We start from the raw sequence: 23,422 nt of genomic DNA, 5'->3' as shown, positions 1-23,422 counted from the left end.
GTCAGCGCCGCCCTCGTCCAGGTGCGCTGCGGCGCCGCCACACCACGAGGGCGGCCAGGCCCGCACCTGCCGGCACCAGCCGCCACGCCGCACCGGCCACGCTCCGCTGCTCGGCGGAGGCAGTTGTCGTGGTGCCGTGCTCGCAGTAGTCCTTGGCCGGGCCCACGATCAGGCCGCACGCATCCGAGTCCGCGGGCCGGGCGTCAGCGGCGAAGGCCCACCCCGTGTGCGGCCACCAGGCTTCCGGGACACCGACGCCAACGGCCAGGACAAGTACGCCGATCACGACGGTGATCACTGTGAGGACGCTCGCGGCCGCGGCAAGGCGCCTGGTGCGGTCCCAGGAAGAGGAGGTCATCAGACGTGTTCCTTCGGACGGGTTCCCGCGGTCGCACCGGCGAGCGGCTCATGCCCTGAAGGCGAGGCAGCGCTCGGACGGCGTCCGGGCGTGGTGGTGATGGACGTTGTGATGCGCGTGATGCGGGGGATGGAGACCTTGAGGCGGCCGGTGTTCTGCCGCGGGCAGGTGAGTAGGAATTCGCCTTCCCGGCCTCTGCGGCCGACGGGGGACAGGCCGGTGGTGACCAGCCGCAGCAGGTCGGGATCGTTCGGGTCGAGTCCGACGAACTCCAGGCCGCGGCGGGCGCGTTCACGGTCCGCGGTGCGGGCGAGCGCGCGGTAGGCCATCAGGCCGCGGTCGGGGCCGAGTTCGGCGGCGTCGTGGGAGGCGGCGAGCAGGCCGGCGCCGTGTTTGCGGCCGTCGTGGAGGATCTCGTGGATCAGGGCGGTGCCCTCGGCCGACGAGGTGAGCCAGTACAGCTCGTCCGCGACGACCGCGGTGAACCGCTCGGGGTCCTCGAACGCGGTCTGCCGGGCGATCGCCGCGATCAGATACAGCACGGCGCGCCCGATCAGGGCCTCCAGCGGCTGCTGGTGCAGGACTTCCGGATTGTCGAACGCCGCCTTCGGCGGCAATTTCAGTCCCGCCGTGGTGATCACGATCATGTCGGAGGCGCTGGAGGCGTCCAGCTGCACCGGCGGCAGCGTGGGGTCGAACACCATCGCCGCCAGGGAGTTGGTGGCCACCACGCGCACCAGGCCGGCCAAGGTGGCGGCCGCGTCCTGCCGCTTGCCCACCTCGCTCCTGGCCATCTCCTCCAGGACTTGAAGCACGCGGTGCATGGACGGCTGTGCGTGGGCGGCGGCCTGCTCGACGGCGTGGTGTAGGACCTCGCCGTTGGTGCTCATCGGGCCGATACCGAGCTGCAGGGTGAGATAGGACAGGGCGTAGTGACGCCCTTCGGGGCCGTCGAACATGCGCAGCGGGTCGATGGACACCTCGGCCTTGGCGGCGTCGATGATCTGGACGCGGCCCTTGGCTGCGGTGCGGGCGAAGGTGGCCCACTCGCGTACGGGGGTGCGGTCGATGCAGATCGCGCAGCCGCCGCGCGCCCACACCGCCTCCGCGATCAGCTTCTGCAGGACGCTTTTGCCCGCCCCTAGATCCCCGACGATGCCCATGGAGGCGGACGCGTCGACCTTGGGCGCATCCGCCACGTTGATCATCACGGGGCGGGTGGTGCCGCTGTCCAGGTCGATGCCGAGGAACATGCCGTTCGGGTCGCCGACCTCCCCGATGGTGAAGGCCCCGCCCAGCGCCCAGTCCTCGCTGACCTGGTGCTGGGTGAACTCCCGCACCACACCCGGCCGTACGGTGCCGGGCAGACCCAGGGTGAACAGGGCCTCCTGCAGGCCGGCCGGGCGCACCGCCCGGTAGTCGGCGCCGGACAGCAGTGCGGCCAGGGCGCGGGCCCGGGCGTCGCAGACGGCGGCGGTCGGCCCCCACACCGTCAGCACGGTCACCGACTGCACCTCGACCTCCACCGAGGTGCGTGAGAGGCGGGCATCCAGCTCGCCCAGGTCGCGGGCGGCCTCGGTCAGCGAGGCCGGCATGCCGGTCGGGCGGGCGTCGTACTGGTCGGCCTGGTCGATCAGTTCGTTCTTCTTGCGCCGCACCTGATCCCGCGCTTTCTCCGCGGGCACCAGGGTGAGGTCGACGGTGTAGTCGACGGGGAAGTCGAGGGTTTCCAGCTGGGCGAACAGGTCGGCGGCCTCCTGGCTGACCGCGGGCGGGCACTCGGCCAGCGCCAACTGCGCCTGGTATCCCACCCCGGCGTCGGATTCGACCTGCAGCCAGCGCCGCCCCAGCGGCGAGCCGGTGTTCATCCGCCACCAGGCCGTGCGGCCCGACCGCGTGATCCGGCCCGCGCTCTTGAGCTCGTCGACGTCGTCGAGGTCGGGGTCGATGCCGCCTTCCTGCAGGCGGACTTGACCGAGGTCGGCGTAGCTGGGGGAGCGCAGCACACCGTCTCGGATCTGCCCGCCGCACACCTCGCTGGTTTCGGCTTCCGTCAGCAGCGGCTCGGCAAGGCCGCGGTGAAGGGCGTGCTGGATCATCCACACGGTCTCCGCCGGGCGGGCCGGGCGGAAGGCGATGCCGCCGGCGAGCGCGGCCTCCACCCGGGAGGCCTGCTCGCGGTAGGCGCTCACCTCGCGCCGGACCACCGGCGTCGGGCGCATGCCCAGCATGGGAGACAGCTCAGCCCACGCGGCGCCGAGGGACGCCGACACCTGCAGACCGGCTGTCTCGGTCTGCAGCGGCACCGCCAGCCACAGGCTTCGGCGATGCATTTCCTGACCGTCCAGCAGACCCAGGGTCGCCTCGACGTTCTCCACCCACGGGTGCGGACCTGTGCCCGGCATCTCGTCGGACGGCTCGATTCCCTCGATCATCCGCAGGGCGATCTCGCCCGGGTCGACCTGTGCGCACAGTCCGAACAGCCGCGGCGCCCCGGACAGCGACCTCACCAAATGTGTGATCCTGGCGAGCTGTTCGTCGCGAACCGCGGTGGGCACGTAGGTGCCCTGGACGGTCTCCTCGGACCGTCCCTGCGCGTCAGGGCCCGGGTGTAGTCGGTAGAGGGCCCACACGCTGCCGTGTGTCGACCAGACCAGGTGCCCGGCGATGTGGCGGATCGGTACCCTCACCGCGCACCCCCGCCCTGCCCGGCGAGCGTGAGCAGCTGCTGCACTCCCGACACCGGCCCCGCCGCTGCGGGAGCAGTCGGCTGCATGCGGTGGCGCGTGGACGAACGGGTTGCAGCCGGGCTCGGGCGCGGCACTCGGGCGGCACGCCGCCGAGCCGAACGGGACGGTGCGGGAGCCGTCACAGGCCTGGGCACGGGCGCGCCCTCGATGGTGAAGCCGCCGAGCAGTGGGTGGGGGGCGCGGTCGCGGGCGGCCCGCCCGCCGATCCGCCCGCCGCGGGGCTGCCAGGTAAGCAGCACCCAGCCCAGCGCCGCCTGCATCGGGGCGCGGCCCTTGATCTTCGGACGACGGACCGCCCAGATGGCCAGCAGCCAGGCCGCGATCGGGACCGGCCCCATCCACGACCACCAGCTGAGGGTTTTGACGAGAAGGAAGCCGCCGACGACGGCGACCGCGATCTGCGCGGGTGTGTACGGGCCGAGCGGGATCTTCCAGTCCGCGACCTTCCCCAGCACCCAGGGGTGGCGACGGGCGGCGGTGTAGAAGCGGCCCACCCGCCCAGCGGCGGCCGCGCTCACAGCCAGCCGCCTGCGCCGGCGGAGTGCTCCCGTACGACCGAGTCAGGACTGCGCACGATGCCGGGGATAGCGGGTGCACCTTTGGCAGGATTCTTGACCTCGTCCTCGAACATGGTCGCCAGGTCCTCGCGGGAGTTGTACAACCCCAGCGCGATGATCATCAGCAGTAGGGCGCCGATCCCGGCCTTGAGGCTGAACTTCTGGATCATGAGGACGACGACGAGGACAAGCAGACCGGCGCTCAGGCCCTTAGTCGCCCAGTCCTGGAACATGGTGATCCACGAGTCGCCGAGGTCGTCCAACTGCCCGGCGAGCATCAGGCTGTCCACGGTGTTCACCGGGCACCCCCGTTCTGAGCGGTGCCGGACTCAAGCGCGGAGACGTCCCACCGGCCGGAGCGGGCCGTGAGCGCGAGCTCGTACGCCAGCGGCCACCGCCCGCCGGCGTCCCGGGCTTCCACCTGTGCGAGGACGCGGACCTTGGTCCCGTCGGCCGGCACCTGCTCGGCGGCAGCCGCTTCCTCGACGGCGGACACCTGCTGCACGGAGACCGTCGTGTACGGGGCGGGGGAGACCGGCGACAGCGTCACGCTGGGCGCGAGGTAGCGGTCGACCTCACCGGCACCGGTCAGGTATGCGGCGAGGAACTCCCCAACCGCAGACGACAGATCACCCTCCGGGACATTCACGCCGTACGACGACGTCGGCACCTCGGCCCGGGCCGGGCCGGCCACCACGCCCGGTGCACCGGACACGGCGAACGAGGCGCCCGCGCGATCGGCGGCCACCGGCACGGCGTAGTACCGCAACCGTCCGTCGGTGTACTGCGCAGCCACCGTCACCGACCACACACCGTCCGCGCGCTGCGCACTGCGCACCGCCGTCACGGACTGAAGCGCCGACTGCGCATCCGCGGCCGGGTCGGGCAGTTCGACGTCCGGCGCCATCGAGTGCGCAAGCCGCGCCTGCGCACTCGTGGTGTCATCCGAACTACTGCGCAGCCACGTGCTGACGAACAGCTGCGTATAGCCGGCTGGGTCGGCGGCCACTGCCGTGGTGCGCACTGCGGTGGCGGGCTGGGCCTGGGTGGCCGCCGAGACGGTGGCCGGGGTGGAGGTGATGACGATGCCGAGGGCGATCGGGCCGGCCGCGATCGCGGTCCAAGCGGCCAGGCGTGAAAGACAGACGCGGCGCCGCATCGCCTCCAGCCGGGCGCCGGCCGCCATCGGAGCAGGGGCCTCGTTCTCTGCGGCCTGCTTGCCAGGGGACATGGTCAAACTCCCAGGTCAGAACGGATGTTGCTGACCTTGAGAAAAGCCGTCGGCCCCAACCCGACCACCGACCACGAGAGGCCGACCACGGTCACGATGGGGATACGAAGCTCGTGGTCGGGGTCATGGTCGGCCCGACCACAGGCCCGACCACGCGTCGGTGGGCCGTAGGTCGGTGGGAGCTCACCCTGGCAGCGACCAGCCCCCGGCCGACGACTGCAGCGACGCCTCGTGCCGCAGCGCGGACGGCCCCGAACGCCGGTGCGCAGACGGATACCGCCCGGCCCGCGGCCCGGGGCTGCGTATCGCGGCACCCGGCTCTGCACAAGAGGACATGGGCTGCCGTGGACCGCACTGCGCATCCACTTCCCACAACGCGACTGCGCACGATCCTCAGTCGGTTGCGCAGGACGATTGCGCACCGCCCGGACAGGGCTGCGCAATCGGCGTACGCCACCACTGCACGAGCTGCTGAGGTGCCGTGGTCGGCCCGACCACAGGCCCGACCACGACAGCTAGACGGCCGTGTTGCCGGATCGTGACTGATGGTCGGGGCTGGTGGCCGTCAGCCTGGTCGGGGTCGGCGGGTGGACTGACAGCATGGAACACACGCACGCCTCCGCACCCGTGCCCACCGGCGGCCACCACCTGGTGGGCACGGTGTGCTGCCGAGGCCACCGCACACGGCCTGCACCAGGGGCAGCGCGATGAGCGGCTTCGGAGCCGGGGTCCGCCGTGGGGTAATGGCAGGGGATCAGTTCACCCAGATCGCCAACGGGTTGTTCCGCGACAGCCAGATCTCCTACAGGGCGAAGGGGCTCTTCGGCTACATCAGCACCCACCGGGACGGCTGGCAGGTCACCGTCGCCAACCTGGCCCGACACGGCCGCGAACGCGTCGACGCGGTGACCACCGGCCTGGAGGAACTGGAGAAGCACGGATTCCTGCTGCGTGACCGCGACCGCAACGCCGACGGCACCCTCGGGCCGGCCCTGTACTTCATCACCGACCTGCCAGCCCTGCAAAACCCCAGCTCACAGGGCTTCGCCGGCTTCCTCCGCCAGGACCTCGACGCCGTGACCGCCGGCCTGACCCTGCAGTGGGGTTCCGGTGATGCCGAAGGACACGTGAACCGGGTGAAACACTCAAGCGAGCCATGTCTGGCCCAGGGCGGCGTCGTTCAGTGGTTCTGTCCCGTGAGCCTTGGCCCTGCGCCCTCGCGGGCTTGTTTCACACTCGCCGGCCTCGGCTCTGTGGCCAGGAGCGACAGTGGTCAGGTGATGACGAGCCGCTGTTTCCCGTCGATGAGTTCCCGGACGGCGTCGAGGTGCCCGGCGTGGGTCGCGGTCTCGGTGATGACGTGCAGGACGACTTCGCGGAGGTTGTCGTAGCGCCAGCCGTCGAAGAAGTCGGGCCACCAAGGCGTGGGCGCGTCCGGGTCGGCACCGGCGAGGATCGCGTCGGAGAGCTCGCTCTCCTTGCGGTACAAGGCGAAGATCTCCTGTGCCGACTTCTCCGGGGCAGGCTTCCAAGCGTCGTCGTCGGAGCCCAGGATCTCATCGATCGCGACCTGCTGGCCCGCCGCGACGGCGCGGAACCAGAACTTCTCGTCGTCCAGGGCGAGATGGTGCACGAGGCCCAGGCAGGTGCAGCCGGACGGAAGCACCGGGCGCCGAAGCGCTTCGTCTTCGAGGCCCTCGAGGATGCCCAGGACGTGCTTGCGCTTGCCGTTCAGGAAGCCCAACAGCGTCATCATCTCGGTGTTGGCCATTACTTGGCGATCTCCCAGACGTGGCCCGACGGGTCGGCGAAGGCGGCGGTCCGGATATCCCAGGGCCGGTCCTGGGGACCGTTGAGGAGCTTCACACCGCGTTCCGCGAGTTTCTCGCACACTGCGTCCACGTCTTCCACCTCGATCGTGATCTGGAAGCGCACGCCGGCCTCGAGCGCCGCGACCTTCGAGGGCTCAACCAGTTCACTGGCCTGGGAGGACTTCAGCAGGTTGACCAGGGTGTTGCCGAAGTTGAAAACGACCGAGTCCGCGTCCTCGAAGACCGCCGTCAGGCCGAAGATGTCCTCGTAGAACTTCTTCGTCTCCACCAGATCTTCGATGAACAACGTGACGGGGCCGATGCCCTTGAACCAGGGTTCCACGGCTTCGCCTCTCCCTTGTACAAGATTTCGAATGATGCGGACGCCACACCGTATACGGGGGAGGTGACAAGCTGGGTCCGCCGCGGGGACGGCTCCCGACATCGCCCAACCAGTGCTACGGCAGCCCTCCTTTCGTCTTCGACCGGGCCTTATCACCGACTCCACAGTCTGACCCCAGGATCGCGTCGCTCAGGGGGATGTCCGGTTTGATCATGTGATGCCTAGGGTGGCCAGAGGTCGGGTGGCGTCCCGCGCGTGGTGCCGGAGCCAGCGGTGATGCTGATATGTCCGGCGAGGCGGAGGGCTCCAAGGGCGAGGTTACGCAGGCCGGCCATGGGTGAGGTGCCGGTGCGTACGCGGGAGGCGTCCTCGGCCCACAAGGTGTCACGCACATGGTGGATCTTGTTCTCGACGCCCCAGTGCTCGCGGACGCGGTGCGCGATCTCGGGAGCGTCGGCCTGGTCGGCCGTCAGGTCGGTGACCGCGTAGACGCGTTCCAGAGCGACCTTGCCGGTGGTGACGATGCGGCGGCGCACGATCTGGACAGCTTGCACGGCGTGGGGGAAGGCGAGGCCGCGGGTGGCGGTGCAGGTCTTGACGCGGCGGATCTCGTCGCGGCTGTGGGCGGTGGCGCGGGTCCTCAGCAGCGGGACGTCCCGCCAGGGAAGCTTCTTCTGCTGCTGGTGCAGCAGCGGCTGGTTCGCCTTGATCACGGCGATGTAGTGGGCCTGCTTGTCCTCCACCAGGAAGCGGGCGTAGGCGACTTGGGAGTGCAGCGCGTCGAGGGTGACCACGGTGTCGGTCAGGTCGAGCGGGGCAAGGAGGGGCCGAAGGACGGTGATCTTGTTGGTCTTGCGGTCCACCTCGCGCTGGGCGGTGACCAGGCCTGCGCCGGTCATCGCGGCGAGCAGGTGGACCTGGGTGCCGTCCGCGCGGCGGGTGCTGCGCACGGTCTTGCCGTCCACTGCCAGCGAGCGGCGGGGCCGCTCGGGCTTGCTCGGCGCGACTGGCGGGCTGTCGGGGTCGCGGGCGGCGAGCCAGGTGCCGATCGCGGCGTCCAGGGCGTCGCCGTCGACGCGCTGCAGAACCCGGCGGACCGTGGTCTCGGCCGGCGCGGTGGGACCGGACGGCTCCCGGGGCGGGCCGCCGAGAGCCGCGAGCGCGGCGGGTGGTGCGTCGGCGGCCCACTCCGCGATCGCGGCAAGCGACTTCGCCCCCGCCAGGACCGCGCACGCGGCCAGCGCGAGGACGAACGCGAGGGGATGACGGCGGCCCTTGGCCCGTCGCGGATCGGGCACCGCTGCCAGACAGTCCAGCGGATCCGGGCGTTCCCCGGGCGCGGGAGACCGGGCAGCAGTGAGCCGGCCCAGGCCGACAGGCATGGGCGATGATGAGTGGGCAGGCACGGTCTTCCGACGTGGTGATCAGGGACTCGAAACCTCATGATCACCCGCTGGTCGTGCCTGTCACCGCCCTATCTCCCGACACGACTCACCAGCCCCACAAGATGCCTGAATCGGCATCAAGCCGGACGCAACCGCTCAACGACACCGCCCTGGGGTCGATCCTGCAAGTTGAGCAAGTGGTCGTGCAGTTTCACAGAGTGGGGGCGGAATCGTGACTGCGAGCCGTGAAATTCCACTGAACTCACGCGGTCCAGAAATTGAGGCGCCGCCCGTCCAGGCCTGAGAGTCAGATATTCTTAACTCGCCCTGAGCGCATGCGCTTGAGGCTCCGTCAATTTTGAGCAGGTTGAGGAGACGAAGATGCCGGAGAGGAATATCGAGTTCGGCAAATTCGGGGCTCGGGGCGTCAAGGGACACGAGGCCGTGGCCCGCCAGCTCGATACGCTCGCCGGCTTCATCGCCACCCCGATCACGGCACGGCGTGGCCTGCTCGCCCGTCTGTACTACCTCACTCGCACCGACCACGCCCGTCAGGCTGCCCGTGAGGCCGGCCTGACGGTCACCGACCGTACACTCAAGGCGTGGGTCGACGGTAAGCGCGGTCCGTCGAAGAGGAACCTGCAGAAGATCGAGACCGCGTACCGTACCGTGCGTCGGCACAACGTGGCCAAGTACTTGCTGGCCCGCCTCAATCGCGAAGGACGCGGGACCCGCGTGGAGTTCCACCCGCTCAATCAGAGCCAGGTCCCGAGGTCTCGGCAACGCGTGGTCGCGTACCGCACGCTCAACGTCCGCCACTGGGATCGCGTGGTGCAGGCCTGGGCCGCAGACGACAACGAAGCTCTCGACGAGGCCTGGATCAACGACGCGGTGATCGACTTGGGTTCCCAGTGGGGCGAGTATGAGTACGTGACGGCGGTCGGCTTCGCGGCCTGAAACTTGTTGGAGGTTCTCATACTCCGGGTCTTCTTCTCACCGGTAGTGTCATCTGAATGGCATGTCTGACACGTCCATGAGACAGTGCAGGGCAACGGATGTCCCGTTTCACGAGACCTTGCCTCTGTCTCACCTGACCTTCTTCAGTTCGCATTCCGGGGACAAGTTCAAGTGAGACTGTCCGGCCCTACTACGTACACGGGTCCAGCACGAAGACGGGGATCACGCGGTCGGTCTTCTCCTGGTATTCGGCGTACGGCGGATACGCGGCGACCGCGCGCTCCCACCACTCGGCCTTCTCGTCCCCGGTGATCTCACGGGCCGTCATGTCCCGGCGTATCGAGCCGTCCTGGAGCTCCACGCGCGGGTCGGACTTGACGTTGAAGTACCAGACCGGGTGACGCGGGAAGCCGGCCTTCGAGGCCACGGCCGCGTACTGCCCTTCGTGCTCCACGCGCATCAGCGGGATCTTGCGAACCTTGCCGCTCTTCGCGCCGCGCGTCGTGAGAATGACGACGGGCAGGCCCGTGTCCCAAAGCGTCGTCCCCTGCATGCCGCCCGAACTCTCATACAGCTCGACCTGTTCGCGCACCCACTGCGCCGGACTCGGCTCGTACTCGCCCTCAAGAGGCATCGCGGCCACCCCGCTCTCGCTTGCGGACTATGGTGCGCAGTTCAACACAAGCCCTGCGCGGAGGCGAGACCGCCGGTGTCGCTCTGCCGACAACTCGTTCGGCCGAACGAGACGGCGGGCTACGAAGAAGAAACGGGGCGCACGGATGTACCTCCGTTACTTCGCACCGCGGGATACGGATGGAGACCGGAGCTGGATCAGGGCGCTGCTGTCCGGCGGCCGGCAGCCCTGGGAATGTGCCTAACCGACAACTCACATGAGACGGCTAGTACTCCAGTGGGACTTCACCATTCCCGCTGGTCAGAGGCGGTCTTTCGAGCCTAAGGGCTGTCCCGTAAACGATCTTCGTGTCCTTCGTGACCAATAACCCTGTCCGTTGGTGGGGATGTGCGGCAGGCTGGGGCAACACACATAGGTCGAGTGGGAGGGCGTATAGAACACAACAGTGAACACATCAGTGAGTCGATGACGGCTTACAGTCCGCCGGTGCTGGACGCGCTTGGTGCTGCCGGGTGGACACCAGGTCGCAAGATCGCCATCACGGACTGGACACGGAAACTGACGGGTGCCGGGTTCGAACTCAACGACCTGGCGACAGCGGTCTGGGCCGAGTTCGGCGAGCTGACGATCATGAGCTCCCCGACCCGTGTCCCCGGTTCGTCACTGCACATGGACCCCGTTCACGCCTGCATCGACGCCGCCGAGGAAGCCTCCACGCTGAGGCGACATTACGGAGAGAACTACAGCCCTCTGGGCATGTGGTCGAGTCAGTTCCTTGCGTACATTGCGGCCAGCGGTCGCGTCATCGCCGTGGGGCCGAACTGCCTCTGGCCACTGGGTTCTACCTTCGTGGAGGCGTTGGCCTATGTGGTGGACGGCGATGGCGGCGGCAGTCGTGCGCAACAGGCGGACTGGCTCGCCAACTGCCTGCCCGGCAGGTGAGACGATCTTGCTGTGGCTGGTGTGATCACGGCGTCGGAGCCCTCGTGGATAGCCCCGTTCACCGGGCTGAGCCCAAGGCAGTTCGCCAAATTACTCACCACGCTGCGGCGCGAGGGCGCGGACCCGGTCCGCAAGGGCAGGCCCTGGAGCCTGCCGCTGGAGGACCGGGTGCTGCTGGTCACCGCGTGCTGGCGGTCAAACTCCCAGGTCAGAACGGATGTTGCTGACCTTGAGAGAACCCGTCGGCCCCGACCCGACCACCGACCACGAACCCCCGACCACGGTCACGATGGGGACACGAAGTCCGTGGTGGGGGTCATGGTTGGGCCGACCATGACCCCCACCACGGGACAGCCGCGAGCCGGCCAGCGCTCGTCCTGTTCGGTGTAGTTCTGCGGCCGACGACTCCTGCGAGGCCGTGTTGCCGCGAGGCCGCCGGACCCGCACATCGATGCGCAGCAGGAGTCCACCCAAAGGGGCGGCAGAGCCTGCGCAGTGCACGAGAACATCAGGAACCCCCGGGCGGATTGCGCAGCCGCTCAGCACAACCCGACTGCGCACGAACCTCGACCGGTTGCGCAGCCCGATTGCGCACCGCCCGTCCGAGGGTGCGCAATCGGGCTGCGTATCACCTGCTCGCCGGACTGACGGGCCGTGGTCGGCCCCATGAGCCCGACCACGGCAGCCAGAGAGCTGCGTTGCCGGATCGTGACCGATGGTCGCGGCTGGTGGCCATCAGCCTGGCCGGGGTCGGCGATTGAGCTGCGGCCTGGAAGACCCGCACGCCTTCACACCCAGCATCCAGTCCCGCAGTCGGCGCCACGCCGTCACCCCTGAGCAGCCCACGGTCTCCGTGGGGACGTCGCGCCATGCGACACCAGTCCGCAGCACGTACAAGACGCCAGCGAGGGTCACCCGGTCGGGAACACGCAGTCGCCCGGGATAGCGGTAACTGCGCTCGGGAGCACGCGGCAGCAGCGGCACCACCCGCTCCCACAGGTCGTCCGGAACAAGATCAGCACGCACCCGGACGCCCTGCCCACCGTGACCGCCAACGGCAAGACCCGCAGCCGGACTTTGTCTCGGAAGGTGTCTGGTGGTGAGTTGGCGGGGCACGAATCGGATCAGCTCAGTTGTGGTGGGACCCAGGCGTGGTGCCGAAGGATCATGTGCGTTGCGGCGCGGGAGGGTGTCAGCCGCATCGCCGTGTTCCGCAGGGCGACGGCCAGTGGGTGGGAGAGCTGCTGGCCCATCCGCCCGGCCTGCCGGGCGGCTCGCGTGACGGCCTGACTGCGCGGTCGGCGCTCGGCGTCGTAGCGAGCGAGCGCGGCCTCAACGGTGGGCCCGGTGGCGAGCGCGGCGGCCAGGGTGATCGCGTCCTCCAGCGCCTGGCAAGCGCCCTGTCCGAGGTTGGGCGTCATCGCGTGTGCCGCGTCGCTGAGCAGCGCCGTCCGGCCGAGCGTGTACGAGGGGAGCGGTGTGCGGAGTTCGTTCACGTCGTGGTGCAGCACGGCGTCGGGCCGGGTCGCGTCGAGCAGGGCGGGGATCGGCTCGTGCCAGGTGTGGAATCGTCTGCGCAGTTCGTCCAGTGGGTCGGCGAACCGCGTCCCGGCGGGCAGGTTGAGGACGGCGTGCCACTCGGCCCGCCCGTCGTGGAAGGCGATGTGCCCGAACTCGGCCCCGTGCCCCCAGGTCAGCTCGAAGTCGGTGCGCAGGTCGACCGCCTGCTCGGTGATGGCGCGCAGCACCGTCGAGCCGCTGTAGACCGGCCCGGGGTGGGCTGGGAAGAGATCGCTGCGCACTTTGCTGCCGATGCCGTCGGCCGCCACCACCAGATGGGCGTCCAGGACCGTGTCGCCGCAGCCGACTCGAACCGTCCCCGGGCCGATCTGCTCGAGCGAGCCCGCCTCCGAGCCGGTCAGCAGTGCCTCGGCGGGCAGGGAGTCGCGAAGCAGTCGGTGCAAGGTGAAGCGCGGGATGCCCATGATCGGTGTGCCCACCGCTTTCTCCAGCGTCGAGCCGTCCATCCTGGCCAGCCAACCGCCCTGTGGCGTGCGAGTGCCGCCGTTGTACTGGGCGCGCGAGGCATCCCGTACCGCCTCGCCGACGCCGAGTTCGTCGAGTGCCCGCAGGCCGTTGGCGGCCAGGGAGATGCCCGCCCCCGCGTCCTCAAGCATGGACGCGCGCTCGACGACCGTTACTTCCCATCCGATGCGGCGCAGTCCGACCGCGGCGGCCAGCCCGCCAATGCCCCCTCCGACCACTACTGCCGTGTTGCCCATGGCGATACCCCCATACCTTCTACATCTGTAGAAGGTAACCCTATCTGAGGCTCTACAGGTGTAGAAAGGAGTCATGGCTTCGGATCGGCGCACCCTCCTCGCGGACGCGGCTCTCGACGTACTCGCCGACGAAGGGATCCGCGGCCTGACCCACCGCGCAGTCGACCGCAAAGCGACCATGCCGCCCGGCACCACGTCGGCCTACTTCCGCACCCGAGCCGCGCTGCTCACCGGGCTGGTCACACGCCTGGTCCAACTCGACCAGGCGGAACTGCAAACGATGGCCGAAGAGCTTCCACCTCTGCGCACCATCGAGGAACTGGTGGACGGCATGGCACTGCTCACCCGACATCGACTCACCAGCCAGGGCCGCCGCCGCTCGCTCGCTCGCTATGCCTGCGCCGTCGAGAGCGTGCGTGACCGTGAGCTGCGTGAGATCCTCGTACCCCGCGAGAACGCCGGCCGCGAGGCCGTCCGGCTGTTCCTCACCGCCCACGGCGTGACGGACGTCGAGAATCGCACTCACATCCTGCTGACCTGCATCGACGGACTGGTCTTCGACCGGCTGGTGAGCGGGGGAGAAGTACCGCGCGAGGCCCTCGAAGGCCTGGTCGCCGCCGCCCTGCGTGAGGACCCGGGCAACAACGGTCCCGCTTGAACTGGCCTGCAGCCTCGTCTGTCTCCGCATCATCCGTGCCGTCCACGACGTTGCTGCCGGCGCATGGATCTTCAACCTGTCCGACACCGCCCGGATGCGCCCCTAGTTCGACCAACTGCGAGAAGCCCGGCGCGACACCGCCTTTCCCCAACTCACCGTCCGAGAAAGGGAAATCCTCAACATCATCGCCGCTCCCAGACAAACCACCGCCAGCGCCGCCGCACAACTCGGCATCAACCCCAAACGAGTCGAGAACGCTTTGACCGACATCAAAGCCAAACTCGGGGCAGTCAACCGCATGGATCTTGTCGCCATGGCGCGTGCCGCCGGACTCGGCACGGCGCCGTGACCTGCGAAGCCCGTGCCTGCGGTAGGGCATTCCCGTGACTGCGGGAGTCCTCAGGACACGCTGGTTCCAGTAAGCATCGACTGGACGGCCCGGGAGAGATGGATGCATGACAAGAAGCGGCCACGCCGCCGTACCCAACTCGAGAAGCGTTGCCAGGCTCGAAGTTGGGGCGCGACCGTACGCTTGTGGATGCCAGTCCCGGCGATCACGGTCACGACGGCTGCTGCCCTGTATGAGGCATGGCACGGATAGCTTGGCTGCGGCGGCTTTCCTTGGGGTCGACGGCCATGCCGTCGGACCAGCCGCGTTCTTCCAGGGCCAGGCGGAAGGAGACGCTGCGGTTGTAGCCGCAGTCGGCCACGATCACAGACATGGTTGGCAGCCAGCGGCCAGTCGGTCCAACACCCCCGAGGCCGGTGTCGACCCAGGCCCGTCCAACGCCGGCCTGGTCAGGCGGTGGACGGTCGACTATGTCGAGGCCCTGCACCTTCACTCAGCGGGCGGTGCCGACGTGAACATGATGATGGCCGAGGGGCAGGAACGCGTCCGGATCAAGGCGGGACCTCGACCCGGACAACGTCTTCCGGCTCAACCAGAGCATCCGCCCGGCTGTGGCTGTGGCTGCGGCTACGGGTGCTGCGTGAGGACGAAGTCCAGCGCGGCACTCACGTTGACCAGTCCGGGCCCGGTGGCCGTGTCGGGGCCGACCTGGGCGCTGTTGCCGAACCGCGGGTGATTGGTGCCGGTCGTGACGTCGGTGGCCGTCTTGACGAGCGCCTCGGCCACCTGGGCGGGAGTCAGCCTCGGCCGGGCTCCGAGGAGCACGGCCACCGCTCCCGCGATCTGCGGTGCCGCAGCCGACGTACCCGAGAACATCGCCCAGCCGTCCCTCGGGCTTGTGGTGTCGCCCGGGTCGCCGGTCGGGTCGCCCGAGTCCGGCAGGCTCTCGTCGACGTCGATCGCACAGCCGGGCGGCACCGGCAGCATCAGGTACTGGGCCCGGGGCAGCAGGCCGACCAGACCGCACACCGTCGGCACGCGGACGCCGTCGATCCAGGGGCTGACGTATCCGCTCGCGTAGTTCGACGCGCGCAGCCGGTCGCCCTGCGCCGCGAACACCCCGCCCGCGGCGATCACGCCAGGTACCTGCGGTTCGATGGCGAACTGGCCGTTGCCCGCGGAGAAGATGACGACGATGCCCTGCTCTACCGCGTCCAGGATCTCAAGCGCGAAGATCACGTCGGCCTGGCTCGGCGGTCCAAACGGGGGGAAGTCCCCGTCCCCGCCCCAGGAGTTGGTGAGGACTTGCGGGCGGTCTGCCTTGGCGCGCAGGAAACCGGCCGTGGCGGCGGTGAGGTCGCCCCGCCGGTTGCTCGCGCGGTAGGGGCGCAGCCGTGCGCCCGGAGCTATGGCGAAGATGTTCGCCGATTCACCGGTGCCGTGTCCGATCGGGTCCTCTGCCGGGCTGGTGCCGGGGACGAGTGCGATGGTCGGGGCGACGTCGTAGTTGTGGGCGGTGAAGTAGGCGTGCTCGGCTTGTCCCGTGTCCACCATGGCGACCTGCACACCGCGGCCCTCGTGTCCCGCCTCGTGCGCCGGGGTCGCGTTGAGCAGCCTGGCCACGTCGTCCGGGAGCGTGAGGTGGAACGCGGCGACCTCCGGCGGCTTGGCGGCGGCCGGGAGGAGACGCATGGGCGTGCGCGGACGCTCCAGGGCCACCGCCTCGATGGCGTCCTCGCCGGGGGCGGCGCCGACGCCGAGGGCGTCCGGTTGCCGGTCGCCGATGATGTCGAGGTGCGTGACGAAACGCTCTCGGTTCATCGACCCCAGTTGCTCCACCTCGTAGCTGGCGATTCGTCCGCTGGTGAGCTGTTCGTACGAGGCCGGTGTGCCGGCGACGGTGAAGCCCAGCCGGCTCTCGGCGGTCACGGTCAACCCCGCTGTCCGTGCGTATTCCTTGGCGCGCTCCAAGGCGTCGTCCTCGGCGCGGAACGGCCTGGCCGAGTCGAAGGCGGTCGCCTGGGTCATCGGCACCCCGCCCTGCGAGCGGGCGGAGACATAGCCGTACACGGTTTGCGGAACGTCCTGCCCGTACTGGGGCGTTGTGGGGTTCGTCATCTGTCCTCCAGAAGCGGAGGCCCGGACACACGCGGCGCGGCAGCCGGTCACGAACTCCGGTCGCGGGCTCCGGGCGTGGGAATCGGCAGCACGGTGACGGACCTCGCGGTGTTCGCGAGCGCCGGTGGCACGGGCAGCGTCTGGGGACGTGAACGGTTCGCGAGCTGCGCGACGCCGAACGCCTCGGCGAACTTCCCGCTCGATCCGGTGACGAGTGCCCCGGCGGTCATAGGCACCACGTCGATGCCATGACGGGAACACCACGGGACCAGGTCGTGCACCGTAGCCTCGGCCCGTAGCTCGACCAAAGCCTCGACGAACTCCTTCTCGGACGTGTCACCTTGCCCTGATGTCACCTGTTTCTCCTAGCGACTCACTCAGCACCTCGATCTTCGCATTTATTGCATTACTTCGCAAAAGATGATAATGGGTGACCGTGGGTTTGGGGTCGGCCCAGGTTCTCGGCTGGCTCGCCGCGCTGTTGGTCGGACCCGGTACGCAGGACCAACTCGGCGGCGCGCTCAGACCGGCCGGGACGAGCCGGTGAAACGGGCAGGCCCATGAAGGTGCCGGGAGGCTCCTGGACCAGTTCCTGGAAGTCGAGCTCGCCATGGAGACCGTCAAAACATGGATCCTCCTGTGCCTCCGCCCGGGCGCGCTCAGTGGGGAGGACGTAGCGCAGGCGGTGGATGGCATCGGCGTGGGAGGTGCGACCGTGGCGTACGAGGAATGCGGCCTGGGACGCGTTCTCGTATGCCACGCGCAGGACGAGGGACTCCTCCGGGGGACCTGCCGATGGGCCTTTCTTGCGCAGCAGCAGTAGTGCGGCGACGTGCTCCTGCGTTGCGGTCACGACCTGGTCCACCTGGGCCACGGACACGTTCAGCTGACCGTCGTCGTCTCGACGGAACTCTCGCCGTGTGCGACCGGGTAGGCGACGGCCGGGCCGACTATTCCGCCAAGCACCGTCGGCATGGGGTGAACGTGCAGCTGGTGACCGATCCGGACGGACGACTGCTGTGGATCTCGCCCACGCTGCCCGGCCGTGCGCACGACCTGACCGCGGCCCGCACCCACCGGATCACCCGGATCTGTGAACGCCAGGGCGTCCCTGTCCTCGCCGACCGCGCCTACATCGGAGCCGGCCCGTGGGTAACAACACCCATCAGACACCCGCCAGGCCGGAACCTTGCGCCAACCCGGCAGACCGTCAACCGCGCGCTGTCCGCGGCACGGGCACCCGTCGAACGCGGCGTCGCACGACTGAAGTCGTGGCGGATCTTCCGCAGGTCCCGATGCGGCCCGAATCGAATGTCGTCAATCACCGCGGCCATCCTCACCCTGGAGCGGCAACGCTGAAAAAGCTCGTTGTTCACGCTACCAAACAGAATCCGACGTAAGAATGCCGAGGAAGAGGCCAAGATTGCCGAGACGTAAGCGGCGACTACTGAGGCAGAACTTCGGCGCGCCGAAGCAGAAGCCAGGCGCGATGAGATCAGGGAAAGGCATGCTGGCTCTGGAATCGATTACGCGGACATTGGTAGCCGAAAGGTAGCATCCGACCTAGCAGCAGTCCTAGCAGACTCTCTTCTGCCTGAAATCGAGAATGTCGCACACAGGCTGCATGAAGTCTCTGGCGGCCTCGACGCTGCACCCTCACCTTCATCGGACAGCGCCAGCGACTAGGGCGCCTACTAGAATCACTGATCTGCCTGGATGACGGCTTCTTGTTACCCGGAATGGGCAGAAGTTTTGGGCCAGAGGTCAGTAGCGCCCTTGAAGTGTCTTGTGGACACCGTACGCTTCGATGAACCCCTGAATCGTCTGTAGGTCGTCCGCGAAGGATATGGACCGCCACTTTCCCTTCCGGCCGTCGCGGTAGTTGAGGTCCACCCATACGTCAAGATTCGCCAGCATACTTCCGGAGGAGGTACTTGCGGTCGCTTTCAGCGCTATTCCATCTAGATCGTAGAAATTGACGATCGTCAGCGGCTTGCGTTCGTCCTTGTACTCGATGACCTCGTCAGGGGTGATGACCAGCAGCGGATCCGGATCATCCGATGTCCCGCGCAGGAAGCCGGACAGTTTCCCCCGCTTCTTGGTGAAGACCCGCCAATTCCCCGGTACGGGACCTTGGCTTGCCTGCATCAGGACGGTTCGGGGATTCGTCACGCCACCTCCCGTTGCGACCGCGCCCAGCGAGAGTTACTGAAGGGCCAGGAAACCTGGGGCGGCTGAGATCCGCTCGCTGCACGCGAGGTGAACCGGATCGTCCAGGACTATGAAGAATTCTCCATTCCCTGGCCCGTGTACGCCACTTCGGCGCTCCAGGTACCGGTGAGGTTACGCAGGGTGATGTCGAGCATGGGTGATGGACGCCGTCACCTTCAGGTAGCAGTCGAGAACGGACACTTCGAAGTCGCATCCGCACCTCCAGACCCCACTTGCTACCACCCTGCTACCATATGCGATGTGACTTCCACGAAGAAGCAGACGCAGGTCCGGCTGGAAGAGGACGTCCTCGCAGCCGGCAAGGCCGCCGCGGCTGCCCGCCGCCTGGACTTCAACCGGTACGTCGAGCGGCTCATCATCGAGGACACGACCGGCGCCCGCGCTGCCGGGATGGCGGCTGCCCAGCGGCTCATCGATGAGCACGGCACCTTCCTCGACGACCTGGAGGAGCAGCTCGACGCCCCGTACGCCGAGCCGCAGCCGGGTGCCGCCGCGTGATCCTGCACGTCGACGAATCCTGGATCCTCGAAGTAGCCGAACGGGCCGGCCACCGCGACCCGGCCGCCGACGACTACGGCGTGCCCATCGCAGCAGTCGCCCGCCACCGCGGCGAACTCCTCGACACACCCGTCTACGACGGTGCCTACGCCCGCGCCGCCGCCCTGGTACACACCCTGGGCCGCTGCCGCTGGCTGGAGCGCTCCAACCTGACCGTGGCCTGCGCGGTCGCCGTCATGTATCTCGAGGCCAGCAACATCCCCGTCAACCCAACCCGCGAACAGCTCACCGCACTCGCCCACGAGCTGAACAACCCGCGCTGCACCGCCACCCGGATCGCCTCTTTCCTGCGCACCTGGAAACCCTGATCCCGAACCGGGTAGTCATCCCCTCAGATCACGCTGGTCGTCGAGGGCCGCGGCAACGTCCGCCAGGCCGCCGAGGCGTTGAAGAACTGGGGCTGATGTGCCCGACCATCCCAAGAAACACCACTTCGTTCCCCAGCTCCTGCTGCGACGGTTCGCCGATCCTGCCGAGCGGCTGATCGTCCACCGGGTCATGGCGCAGAAGCAGTACCAGGCCAGCGTGACCAACGTCGGACACCGCAACTTCGGGCACACGCTGTACCGGCCAGGGCGCGCACCGGACCATACGACGTTGGAAGCGGCCATGTCCCAGATCGAGGGCGACGCCATGGCGGCCATCCGGACACTGGACGCAGCCCGTTCACGCGCCCTCCGCGGTGACGCATGCGAGGCGCTGGCGTGGCTCCTGGCCCTGCAGTGGCAGCGCTCCCGCTTTCTGATGTACGTCGTCGCGCGGGAGGTCGACACTGAAAGTCAAGGGCAGCAGGCCTCCCAGGAAGAGATGCAGACCAGCCTCCTGGGACTGCTCGATTCGTACGTCATCAGCCCGTGGACCATGCGCCACGAAGATGTGTGTCCAAAGGAGCGGTGGAACTACCTGGTGAGCTTGCTCGCAAGCATGCACTGGTCCTGCTACAGGCCACGCGCAGGCGGGCTTCTCGTCGGCGACAACGTGGTGTGCTTCTCCGGCTATGTCGGAAGCGATCCTCCGTCCCTGCCCCCGGGGGTGTACGACCACGGCGTGGGGGCAGGCCTCCACGAGTGCAAGAGGATCACGGTGCCGCTCGGAGACAGCCTGGCCCTGCTCATCTGCCGAGACCCAGATGAGGCACGGCGCCTGGACACCGCCGTGCTGAACCGCTTCACGGTATTCAACAGCCGCGAATTCGTGGCGCACTCACCAGGATGGGCCGCGGCCCACCCCCGTTTGGCACATGAGCTGTCCACATGGCCCGAGATCCAGCACATGATCGCGCCAGCCTTCCTGCAGGACTACGGGATCAGCGGCGTGATGTAGGGGCGCCCGCACATGAACAGCCCGAGGGCGGCCGGCTCGGCTCGGGCGATACGCAACTCGCCCGAGCTCCTTTCGACGGCCGGTCGAGCTCGGCCGCAAAGAAAGCCGACGCCGCCTTGAGGATCTCGTTCGCCCGCCGCAACTCGGCGTTCTCGGCCTTCAGACGCTTGGTCTCGGCAGCCTCGTCGGAGGTCACGCCCGGGCGCTGGCCGGCATCGATCTCTGCCTTGCGGACCCAGGTCCGCACCGTTTCCGCCGCACCAATCTCCAGCTTCGCGGCGACTGCCTTCATCGCCGCCCATTCGGTTGGGTAGTTGGGGCGAATCTCGGCGACCATGCGCACCGCACGCTCACGGAGCTCGGCAGGGTAGGGGGATGGACGTGCCATAACTCCACCCAACTCGGGACAGTCCGGAGCCTCCATCAGATCCGGAGCGGTTCATCGGAACGATCTCCCACCAGGCGGCTGATAGAGCGAGGCCATCCCACCACATGCCACTGACATCACCGTCGGTGAGCCCTCCACAGAAAGTTGACCAGAGCCCGAGAACGGACAGCAGATGTACACCACTTCCGGAGGCACCCCGATCGGCGGCTGTTCGATGTTCACGAGAATGAGCAGCACGCTGTGTTCACTCGGCGGGCCGGTCGGCAAGCGTGCTTGCGTCCGGGGAGGGGAGCCGTCGCGCTCATCTCCCAACTGGAGGCGCGGGGGTGAACCGTCCCGAGGTAGGGCGGCGCAGCCCGATTGCGGTGACAGTCGTGGCGGTCCGTCAGGCGAGGCTCGGCCGACTCCCGCTCGTGCTGCGGAGCGGGGCTGCCCAGGGCCGAGAGCAGGTAGCTGGCCGCGTCGGCCGCCACCACCGCCACCGCCCTCGGGGCTGCTCCTCGAGGTGGCGCCCCAGCTCCCCCTGTCCATCGCTGGCGGTCAACCGCGCACGTGCAGCCCGAAACCCATGCGGCCCGCGGGCTCCAGTCCCTCCTTCAGGTGCAGCGAGGGGATCTCGTAGTCGCCGAAGTTCTGCCGCCGGAAGGCGATCGGCTCGGTCGACTCCAGGGTGAGCAGGCGCTGCTCCCAGGCCTTGGCGACGTCCGGGTAGTCCTCGCCGGTCATCCGGTCGGTGCCGTACAGCACGAACGGCGGCAGCACCTCGATGCCCGGGTAGTAGAGGATGCCGTGGTGGATCGGGAACAGCAGATCGTCGATGGGGCCGTTGATCCCGCGAGCGGCGTAATGTGACTCCGGGCCGCCGGCGGTCACCGACACCAGAGCCTTCCTGCCCGCGAGGGTGCCTTCGCCGAAGCGCTCGCCGTACCTGGTGTCGCTGTGCTCGCCGACGCCGTACGCGAAGCGGTAGGTGAACACCCGGTCCACCCAGCCTTTGAGGATCGCGGGCATCGTGTACCACCACAGCGGGAACTGGAAGATGATCGTGTCGGCCCACAGCAGCTTCTCCTGCTCGGCGAGGACGTCCGGGGTGAGTGTCCCGGCGTCGAAGGCCCGGCCCGAGTCCAGGGCGACCTTCAGCGGACTTGAGGCGTCGGGGCCGTAGTCCGCGGCGTCCACGACCGCCTTCCAGTTCATCGCGTAGAGATCGCTCACCCGTACCTCGTGCCCGGCGGTCTCCAATGTGGACACCGCGAGGTCCTTCAGCGAGCTGTTGAGCGACTTCGGCTCCGGGTGGGCGTAGACGATCAGCGTCTTCATGGGAGCTCCTTCGGATCGGGTGTCTTCGATCCTGGGGGCCGCGGCGCCCGGCGTTCAGGGGCTCCTCTTCCGTAGGACGGGACTTCCTGGTACCGGCAGGACCACCTTCACGGGCACCACCGAGGCCATACTGGGGGGCATGGACGATCTTGCGGGCTTCCTGCGGACCCGGCGTTCCCGGGTCGACCCGGCGGCCGTCGGCATCCCCACCGACAGCCGCCGCCGCGTCGAAGGGCTGCGCCGCGAAGAGGTCGCGCACCTGTCCGGAGTCAGCGTCGACTACTACGTACGCCTGGAGCAGGGCCGCGCGACCCAGCCCTCCGAGCAGGTCCTCGACGCGCTCGCCCGCGTCCTCAGCCTCGACGAGACCGAACGCGGGCACCTCTACCGGCTCGCCCGGCAGCGCCGCCGCCGTGCGAAGGCGCCGGGCGGGCGGGTCCGGCCGGAGCTGCTGCGCGTTCTCGATCTGGTCGCCGACGCACCCGCGCTGATCATGGACTACCGCCTGGACGTGCTCGCCGGGAACCGCCTCGCCGGGCTCCTCTACGGCAGGCCGATGCCGGGCCTGAACACCGCCCGGCACATCTTCCTTGAGGAGGCCGAGCGCGGCCTCTACGCGGACTGGGAGAACTGCACCCTCGACGTGGTCGGGCACCTGCGCCTGGCCGCCGGCAAATACCCCGAGGACCCCCGTCTGGCCTCGCTCATCGGCGAACTGGCGATGGGCAGCGAGCGCTTCCGCCGCCTCTGGGCCCGCGCAGACGTGCGCGCCCGCACACATGGACGCAAGGCGTACCGGCACCCGCTGATCGGACTGCTGGAACTGCACCAGGAGAACTTCGCACTACCGGATGAATCGGGCATGGAGCTGCTGGTGCTGTCCGCGGCCCCCGGCAGCCCCGCCGAGGACGGGCTGCGCCTGCTCGCAGGCCTAGACGCGGACAGCGGTGACGCGCATCCCACAGTGAAGGCTCAGGTCCGCGAGTAACTCGACGACGCCCATACGCCTCAGCGCTGACGGCTTTCCGGTCTCCGGACTACTTTGCGGCTGGTGACATGATCCTTACCAACACGTCGGCCGTGAGTTCAGCGTGACTGAGGTGCTTTCACTGAGAACCCACGGCGCCTTCGGCAGGCAGGCATGAAAGTGCGGTGGGTCCGTTGCCGCTGAATCGGCAGGCCCTTCACGGCCCCGGTCTCCTATCTCTGACCCACGGTGCAAAGTG

The 23,422-nt window shown here is 68.5% G+C and carries 25 protein-coding genes and 3 pseudogenes; 10 read left to right on the top strand and 18 right to left on the bottom strand.

Annotated elements, in window-relative coordinates; all coding sequences use genetic code 11:
• Position 1: 1 nt before the first annotated feature.
• The 8 genes from IG08_RS0146010 to IG08_RS55070 form a co-directional block, all read right to left on the bottom strand.
• Positions 2-358, bottom strand: coding sequence for a hypothetical protein (locus tag IG08_RS0146010; protein WP_030618323.1), 357 nt, complete (start codon positions 356-358; stop codon positions 2-4).
• Positions 358-3,048: an ATP-binding protein gene (locus IG08_RS0146005; protein ID WP_030618320.1), complete on the bottom strand. Its 2,691-nt coding sequence runs from the start codon at positions 3,046-3,048 to the stop codon at positions 358-360. The genes IG08_RS0146010 and IG08_RS0146005 overlap by 1 nt, the downstream gene beginning before the upstream one ends.
• Positions 3,045-3,626 carry a hypothetical protein gene (locus tag IG08_RS0146000; protein ID WP_030618316.1) on the bottom strand — a complete coding sequence of 194 codons (582 nt, stop codon included), beginning with the start codon at positions 3,624-3,626 and terminating at the stop codon, positions 3,045-3,047. The genes IG08_RS0146005 and IG08_RS0146000 overlap by 4 nt, the downstream gene beginning before the upstream one ends.
• The gene (locus IG08_RS0145995) at positions 3,623-3,964 is read right to left on the bottom strand and encodes a hypothetical protein (RefSeq protein WP_030618314.1); all 342 of its coding nucleotides are present in this window, start codon (positions 3,962-3,964) and stop codon (positions 3,623-3,625) included. Before IG08_RS0145995 ends, IG08_RS0146000 begins: the two co-directional genes overlap by 4 nt.
• Positions 3,961-4,896: a conjugal transfer protein gene (locus IG08_RS0145990; protein ID WP_030618311.1), complete on the bottom strand. Its 936-nt coding sequence runs from the start codon at positions 4,894-4,896 to the stop codon at positions 3,961-3,963. The genes IG08_RS0145995 and IG08_RS0145990 overlap by 4 nt, the downstream gene beginning before the upstream one ends.
• A gap of 1,273 nt (positions 4,897-6,169) precedes the next feature.
• The gene (locus IG08_RS0145980) at positions 6,170-6,667 is read right to left on the bottom strand and encodes a DinB family protein (protein ID WP_030618308.1); all 498 of its coding nucleotides are present in this window, start codon (positions 6,665-6,667) and stop codon (positions 6,170-6,172) included.
• Entirely contained in the window at positions 6,667-7,050 is a 384-nt protein-coding gene (locus IG08_RS0145975) for a VOC family protein (RefSeq protein WP_030618306.1), read from the bottom strand. Before IG08_RS0145975 ends, IG08_RS0145980 begins: the two co-directional genes overlap by 1 nt.
• A 221-nt stretch (positions 7,051-7,271) precedes the next feature.
• Entirely contained in the window at positions 7,272-8,432 is a 1,161-nt protein-coding gene (locus IG08_RS55070; protein WP_234343148.1) for an ISAs1 family transposase, read from the bottom strand.
• 384 nt (positions 8,433-8,816) lie between these two features.
• Between IG08_RS55070 and IG08_RS0145965 the strand changes: the two genes are divergently transcribed.
• Entirely contained in the window at positions 8,817-9,392 is a 576-nt protein-coding gene (locus IG08_RS0145965) for a hypothetical protein (RefSeq protein ID WP_030618303.1), read from the top strand.
• Positions 9,393-9,582: 190 nt separating this feature from the next.
• Here the strand turns inward: IG08_RS0145965 and IG08_RS0145960 are convergent, their stop codons facing one another.
• Positions 9,583-10,026: a nitroreductase family deazaflavin-dependent oxidoreductase gene (locus IG08_RS0145960; RefSeq protein WP_030618300.1), complete on the bottom strand. Its 444-nt coding sequence runs from the start codon at positions 10,024-10,026 to the stop codon at positions 9,583-9,585.
• 486 nt (positions 10,027-10,512) lie between these two features.
• On the opposite strand from IG08_RS0145960, the gene IG08_RS0145955 reads away from it, so the two are divergent.
• Both IG08_RS0145955 and IG08_RS58110 read left to right on the top strand, forming a co-directional pair.
• Positions 10,513-10,968: an SUKH-3 domain-containing protein gene (locus IG08_RS0145955; protein WP_158812363.1), complete on the top strand. Its 456-nt coding sequence runs from the start codon at positions 10,513-10,515 to the stop codon at positions 10,966-10,968.
• Positions 10,969-10,980: 12 nt separating this feature from the next.
• A pseudogene (locus tag IG08_RS58110) lies at positions 10,981-11,181 on the top strand (IS5/IS1182 family transposase); the annotation flags it as partial.
• Positions 11,182-11,703: 522 nt separating this feature from the next.
• Here IG08_RS58110 and IG08_RS59565 read toward each other — a convergent pair.
• The gene (locus IG08_RS59565) at positions 11,704-11,952 is read right to left on the bottom strand and encodes a transposase (protein WP_420823321.1); all 249 of its coding nucleotides are present in this window, start codon (positions 11,950-11,952) and stop codon (positions 11,704-11,706) included.
• Positions 11,953-12,092: 140 nt separating this feature from the next.
• Complete coding sequence (locus IG08_RS0145950; protein WP_030618294.1) at positions 12,093-13,250, bottom strand: FAD-dependent monooxygenase; 1,158 nt, start codon at positions 13,248-13,250, stop codon at positions 12,093-12,095.
• A 73-nt stretch (positions 13,251-13,323) separates the two neighbouring features.
• Between IG08_RS0145950 and IG08_RS0145945 the strand changes: the two genes are divergently transcribed.
• Entirely contained in the window at positions 13,324-13,908 is a 585-nt protein-coding gene (locus IG08_RS0145945; protein ID WP_030618291.1) for a TetR/AcrR family transcriptional regulator, read from the top strand.
• 115 nt (positions 13,909-14,023) lie between these two features.
• On the top strand, positions 14,024-14,257 hold the full coding sequence (locus tag IG08_RS63230; RefSeq protein WP_078656000.1) for a helix-turn-helix domain-containing protein: 234 nt from the start codon (positions 14,024-14,026) through the stop codon (positions 14,255-14,257).
• Positions 14,258-14,468: 211 nt separating this feature from the next.
• Here IG08_RS63230 and IG08_RS60880 read toward each other — a convergent pair whose 3' ends face one another.
• From IG08_RS60880 to IG08_RS60395, 4 genes are all read right to left on the bottom strand, one after another.
• Positions 14,469-14,630, bottom strand: coding sequence for a hypothetical protein (locus IG08_RS60880; protein ID WP_199821067.1), 162 nt, complete (start codon positions 14,628-14,630; stop codon positions 14,469-14,471).
• A gap of 254 nt (positions 14,631-14,884) precedes the next feature.
• The gene (locus IG08_RS0145940; RefSeq protein WP_234343147.1) at positions 14,885-16,375 is read right to left on the bottom strand and encodes a S8 family serine peptidase; all 1,491 of its coding nucleotides are present in this window, start codon (positions 16,373-16,375) and stop codon (positions 14,885-14,887) included.
• 47 nt (positions 16,376-16,422) lie between these two features.
• The gene (locus tag IG08_RS61890) at positions 16,423-16,731 is read right to left on the bottom strand and encodes a hypothetical protein (RefSeq protein WP_234343146.1); all 309 of its coding nucleotides are present in this window, start codon (positions 16,729-16,731) and stop codon (positions 16,423-16,425) included.
• A 50-nt stretch (positions 16,732-16,781) separates the two neighbouring features.
• Complete coding sequence (locus IG08_RS60395) at positions 16,782-17,228, bottom strand: hypothetical protein (RefSeq protein WP_158812362.1); 447 nt, start codon at positions 17,226-17,228, stop codon at positions 16,782-16,784.
• Positions 17,229-17,269: 41 nt separating this feature from the next.
• Between IG08_RS60395 and IG08_RS0145930 the strand changes: the two are divergent.
• Positions 17,270-17,734, top strand: a pseudogene (locus IG08_RS0145930) (transposase family protein); the annotation flags it as partial.
• Positions 17,735-18,139: 405 nt separating this feature from the next.
• Here the strand turns inward: IG08_RS0145930 and IG08_RS0145925 are convergent.
• Positions 18,140-18,547, bottom strand: coding sequence for a hypothetical protein (locus tag IG08_RS0145925; RefSeq protein ID WP_030618277.1), 408 nt, complete (start codon positions 18,545-18,547; stop codon positions 18,140-18,142).
• A 300-nt stretch (positions 18,548-18,847) separates the two neighbouring features.
• Between IG08_RS0145925 and IG08_RS0145920 the strand changes: the two genes are divergently transcribed.
• The 3 genes from IG08_RS0145920 (at position 18,848) to IG08_RS0145910 (ending at position 20,488) form a co-directional block, all read left to right on the top strand.
• Positions 18,848-19,105 carry a hypothetical protein gene (locus tag IG08_RS0145920; protein WP_030618274.1) on the top strand — a complete coding sequence of 86 codons (258 nt, stop codon included), beginning with the start codon at positions 18,848-18,850 and terminating at the stop codon, positions 19,103-19,105.
• Positions 19,102-19,473, top strand: coding sequence for a hypothetical protein (locus IG08_RS0145915; protein WP_030618271.1), 372 nt, complete (start codon positions 19,102-19,104; stop codon positions 19,471-19,473). Before IG08_RS0145920 ends, IG08_RS0145915 begins: the two co-directional genes overlap by 4 nt.
• Positions 19,474-19,570: 97 nt before the next feature.
• Positions 19,571-20,488 (top strand): DUF4238 domain-containing protein, encoded by a 918-nt coding sequence (locus IG08_RS0145910; protein ID WP_030618269.1) that lies wholly within the window; start codon positions 19,571-19,573, stop codon positions 20,486-20,488.
• 71 nt (positions 20,489-20,559) lie between these two features.
• Here the strand turns inward: IG08_RS0145910 and IG08_RS58090 are convergent.
• Both IG08_RS58090 and IG08_RS0145905 read right to left on the bottom strand, forming a co-directional pair.
• Positions 20,560-20,876: pseudogene (locus IG08_RS58090) on the bottom strand (IS3-like element ISMyma3 family transposase); the annotation flags it as partial.
• A 540-nt stretch (positions 20,877-21,416) separates the two neighbouring features.
• Positions 21,417-22,196, bottom strand: a complete 780-nt coding sequence (locus IG08_RS0145905; protein ID WP_030618267.1) for an NAD(P)H-dependent oxidoreductase — start codon at positions 22,194-22,196, stop codon at positions 21,417-21,419.
• 139 nt (positions 22,197-22,335) lie between these two features.
• Between IG08_RS0145905 and IG08_RS0145900 the strand changes: the two genes are divergently transcribed.
• Complete coding sequence (locus IG08_RS0145900) at positions 22,336-23,184, top strand: helix-turn-helix transcriptional regulator (RefSeq protein ID WP_030618265.1); 849 nt, start codon at positions 22,336-22,338, stop codon at positions 23,182-23,184.
• Positions 23,185-23,422: the final 238 nt, after the last annotated feature.

The sequence above is a fragment of the Streptomyces fulvoviolaceus genome (assembly GCF_000718165.1).
GTDB lineage: Bacteria > Actinomycetota > Actinomycetes > Streptomycetales > Streptomycetaceae > Streptomyces > Streptomyces fulvoviolaceus.
This window is presented reverse-complemented; position numbering and strand designations above follow the sequence as displayed.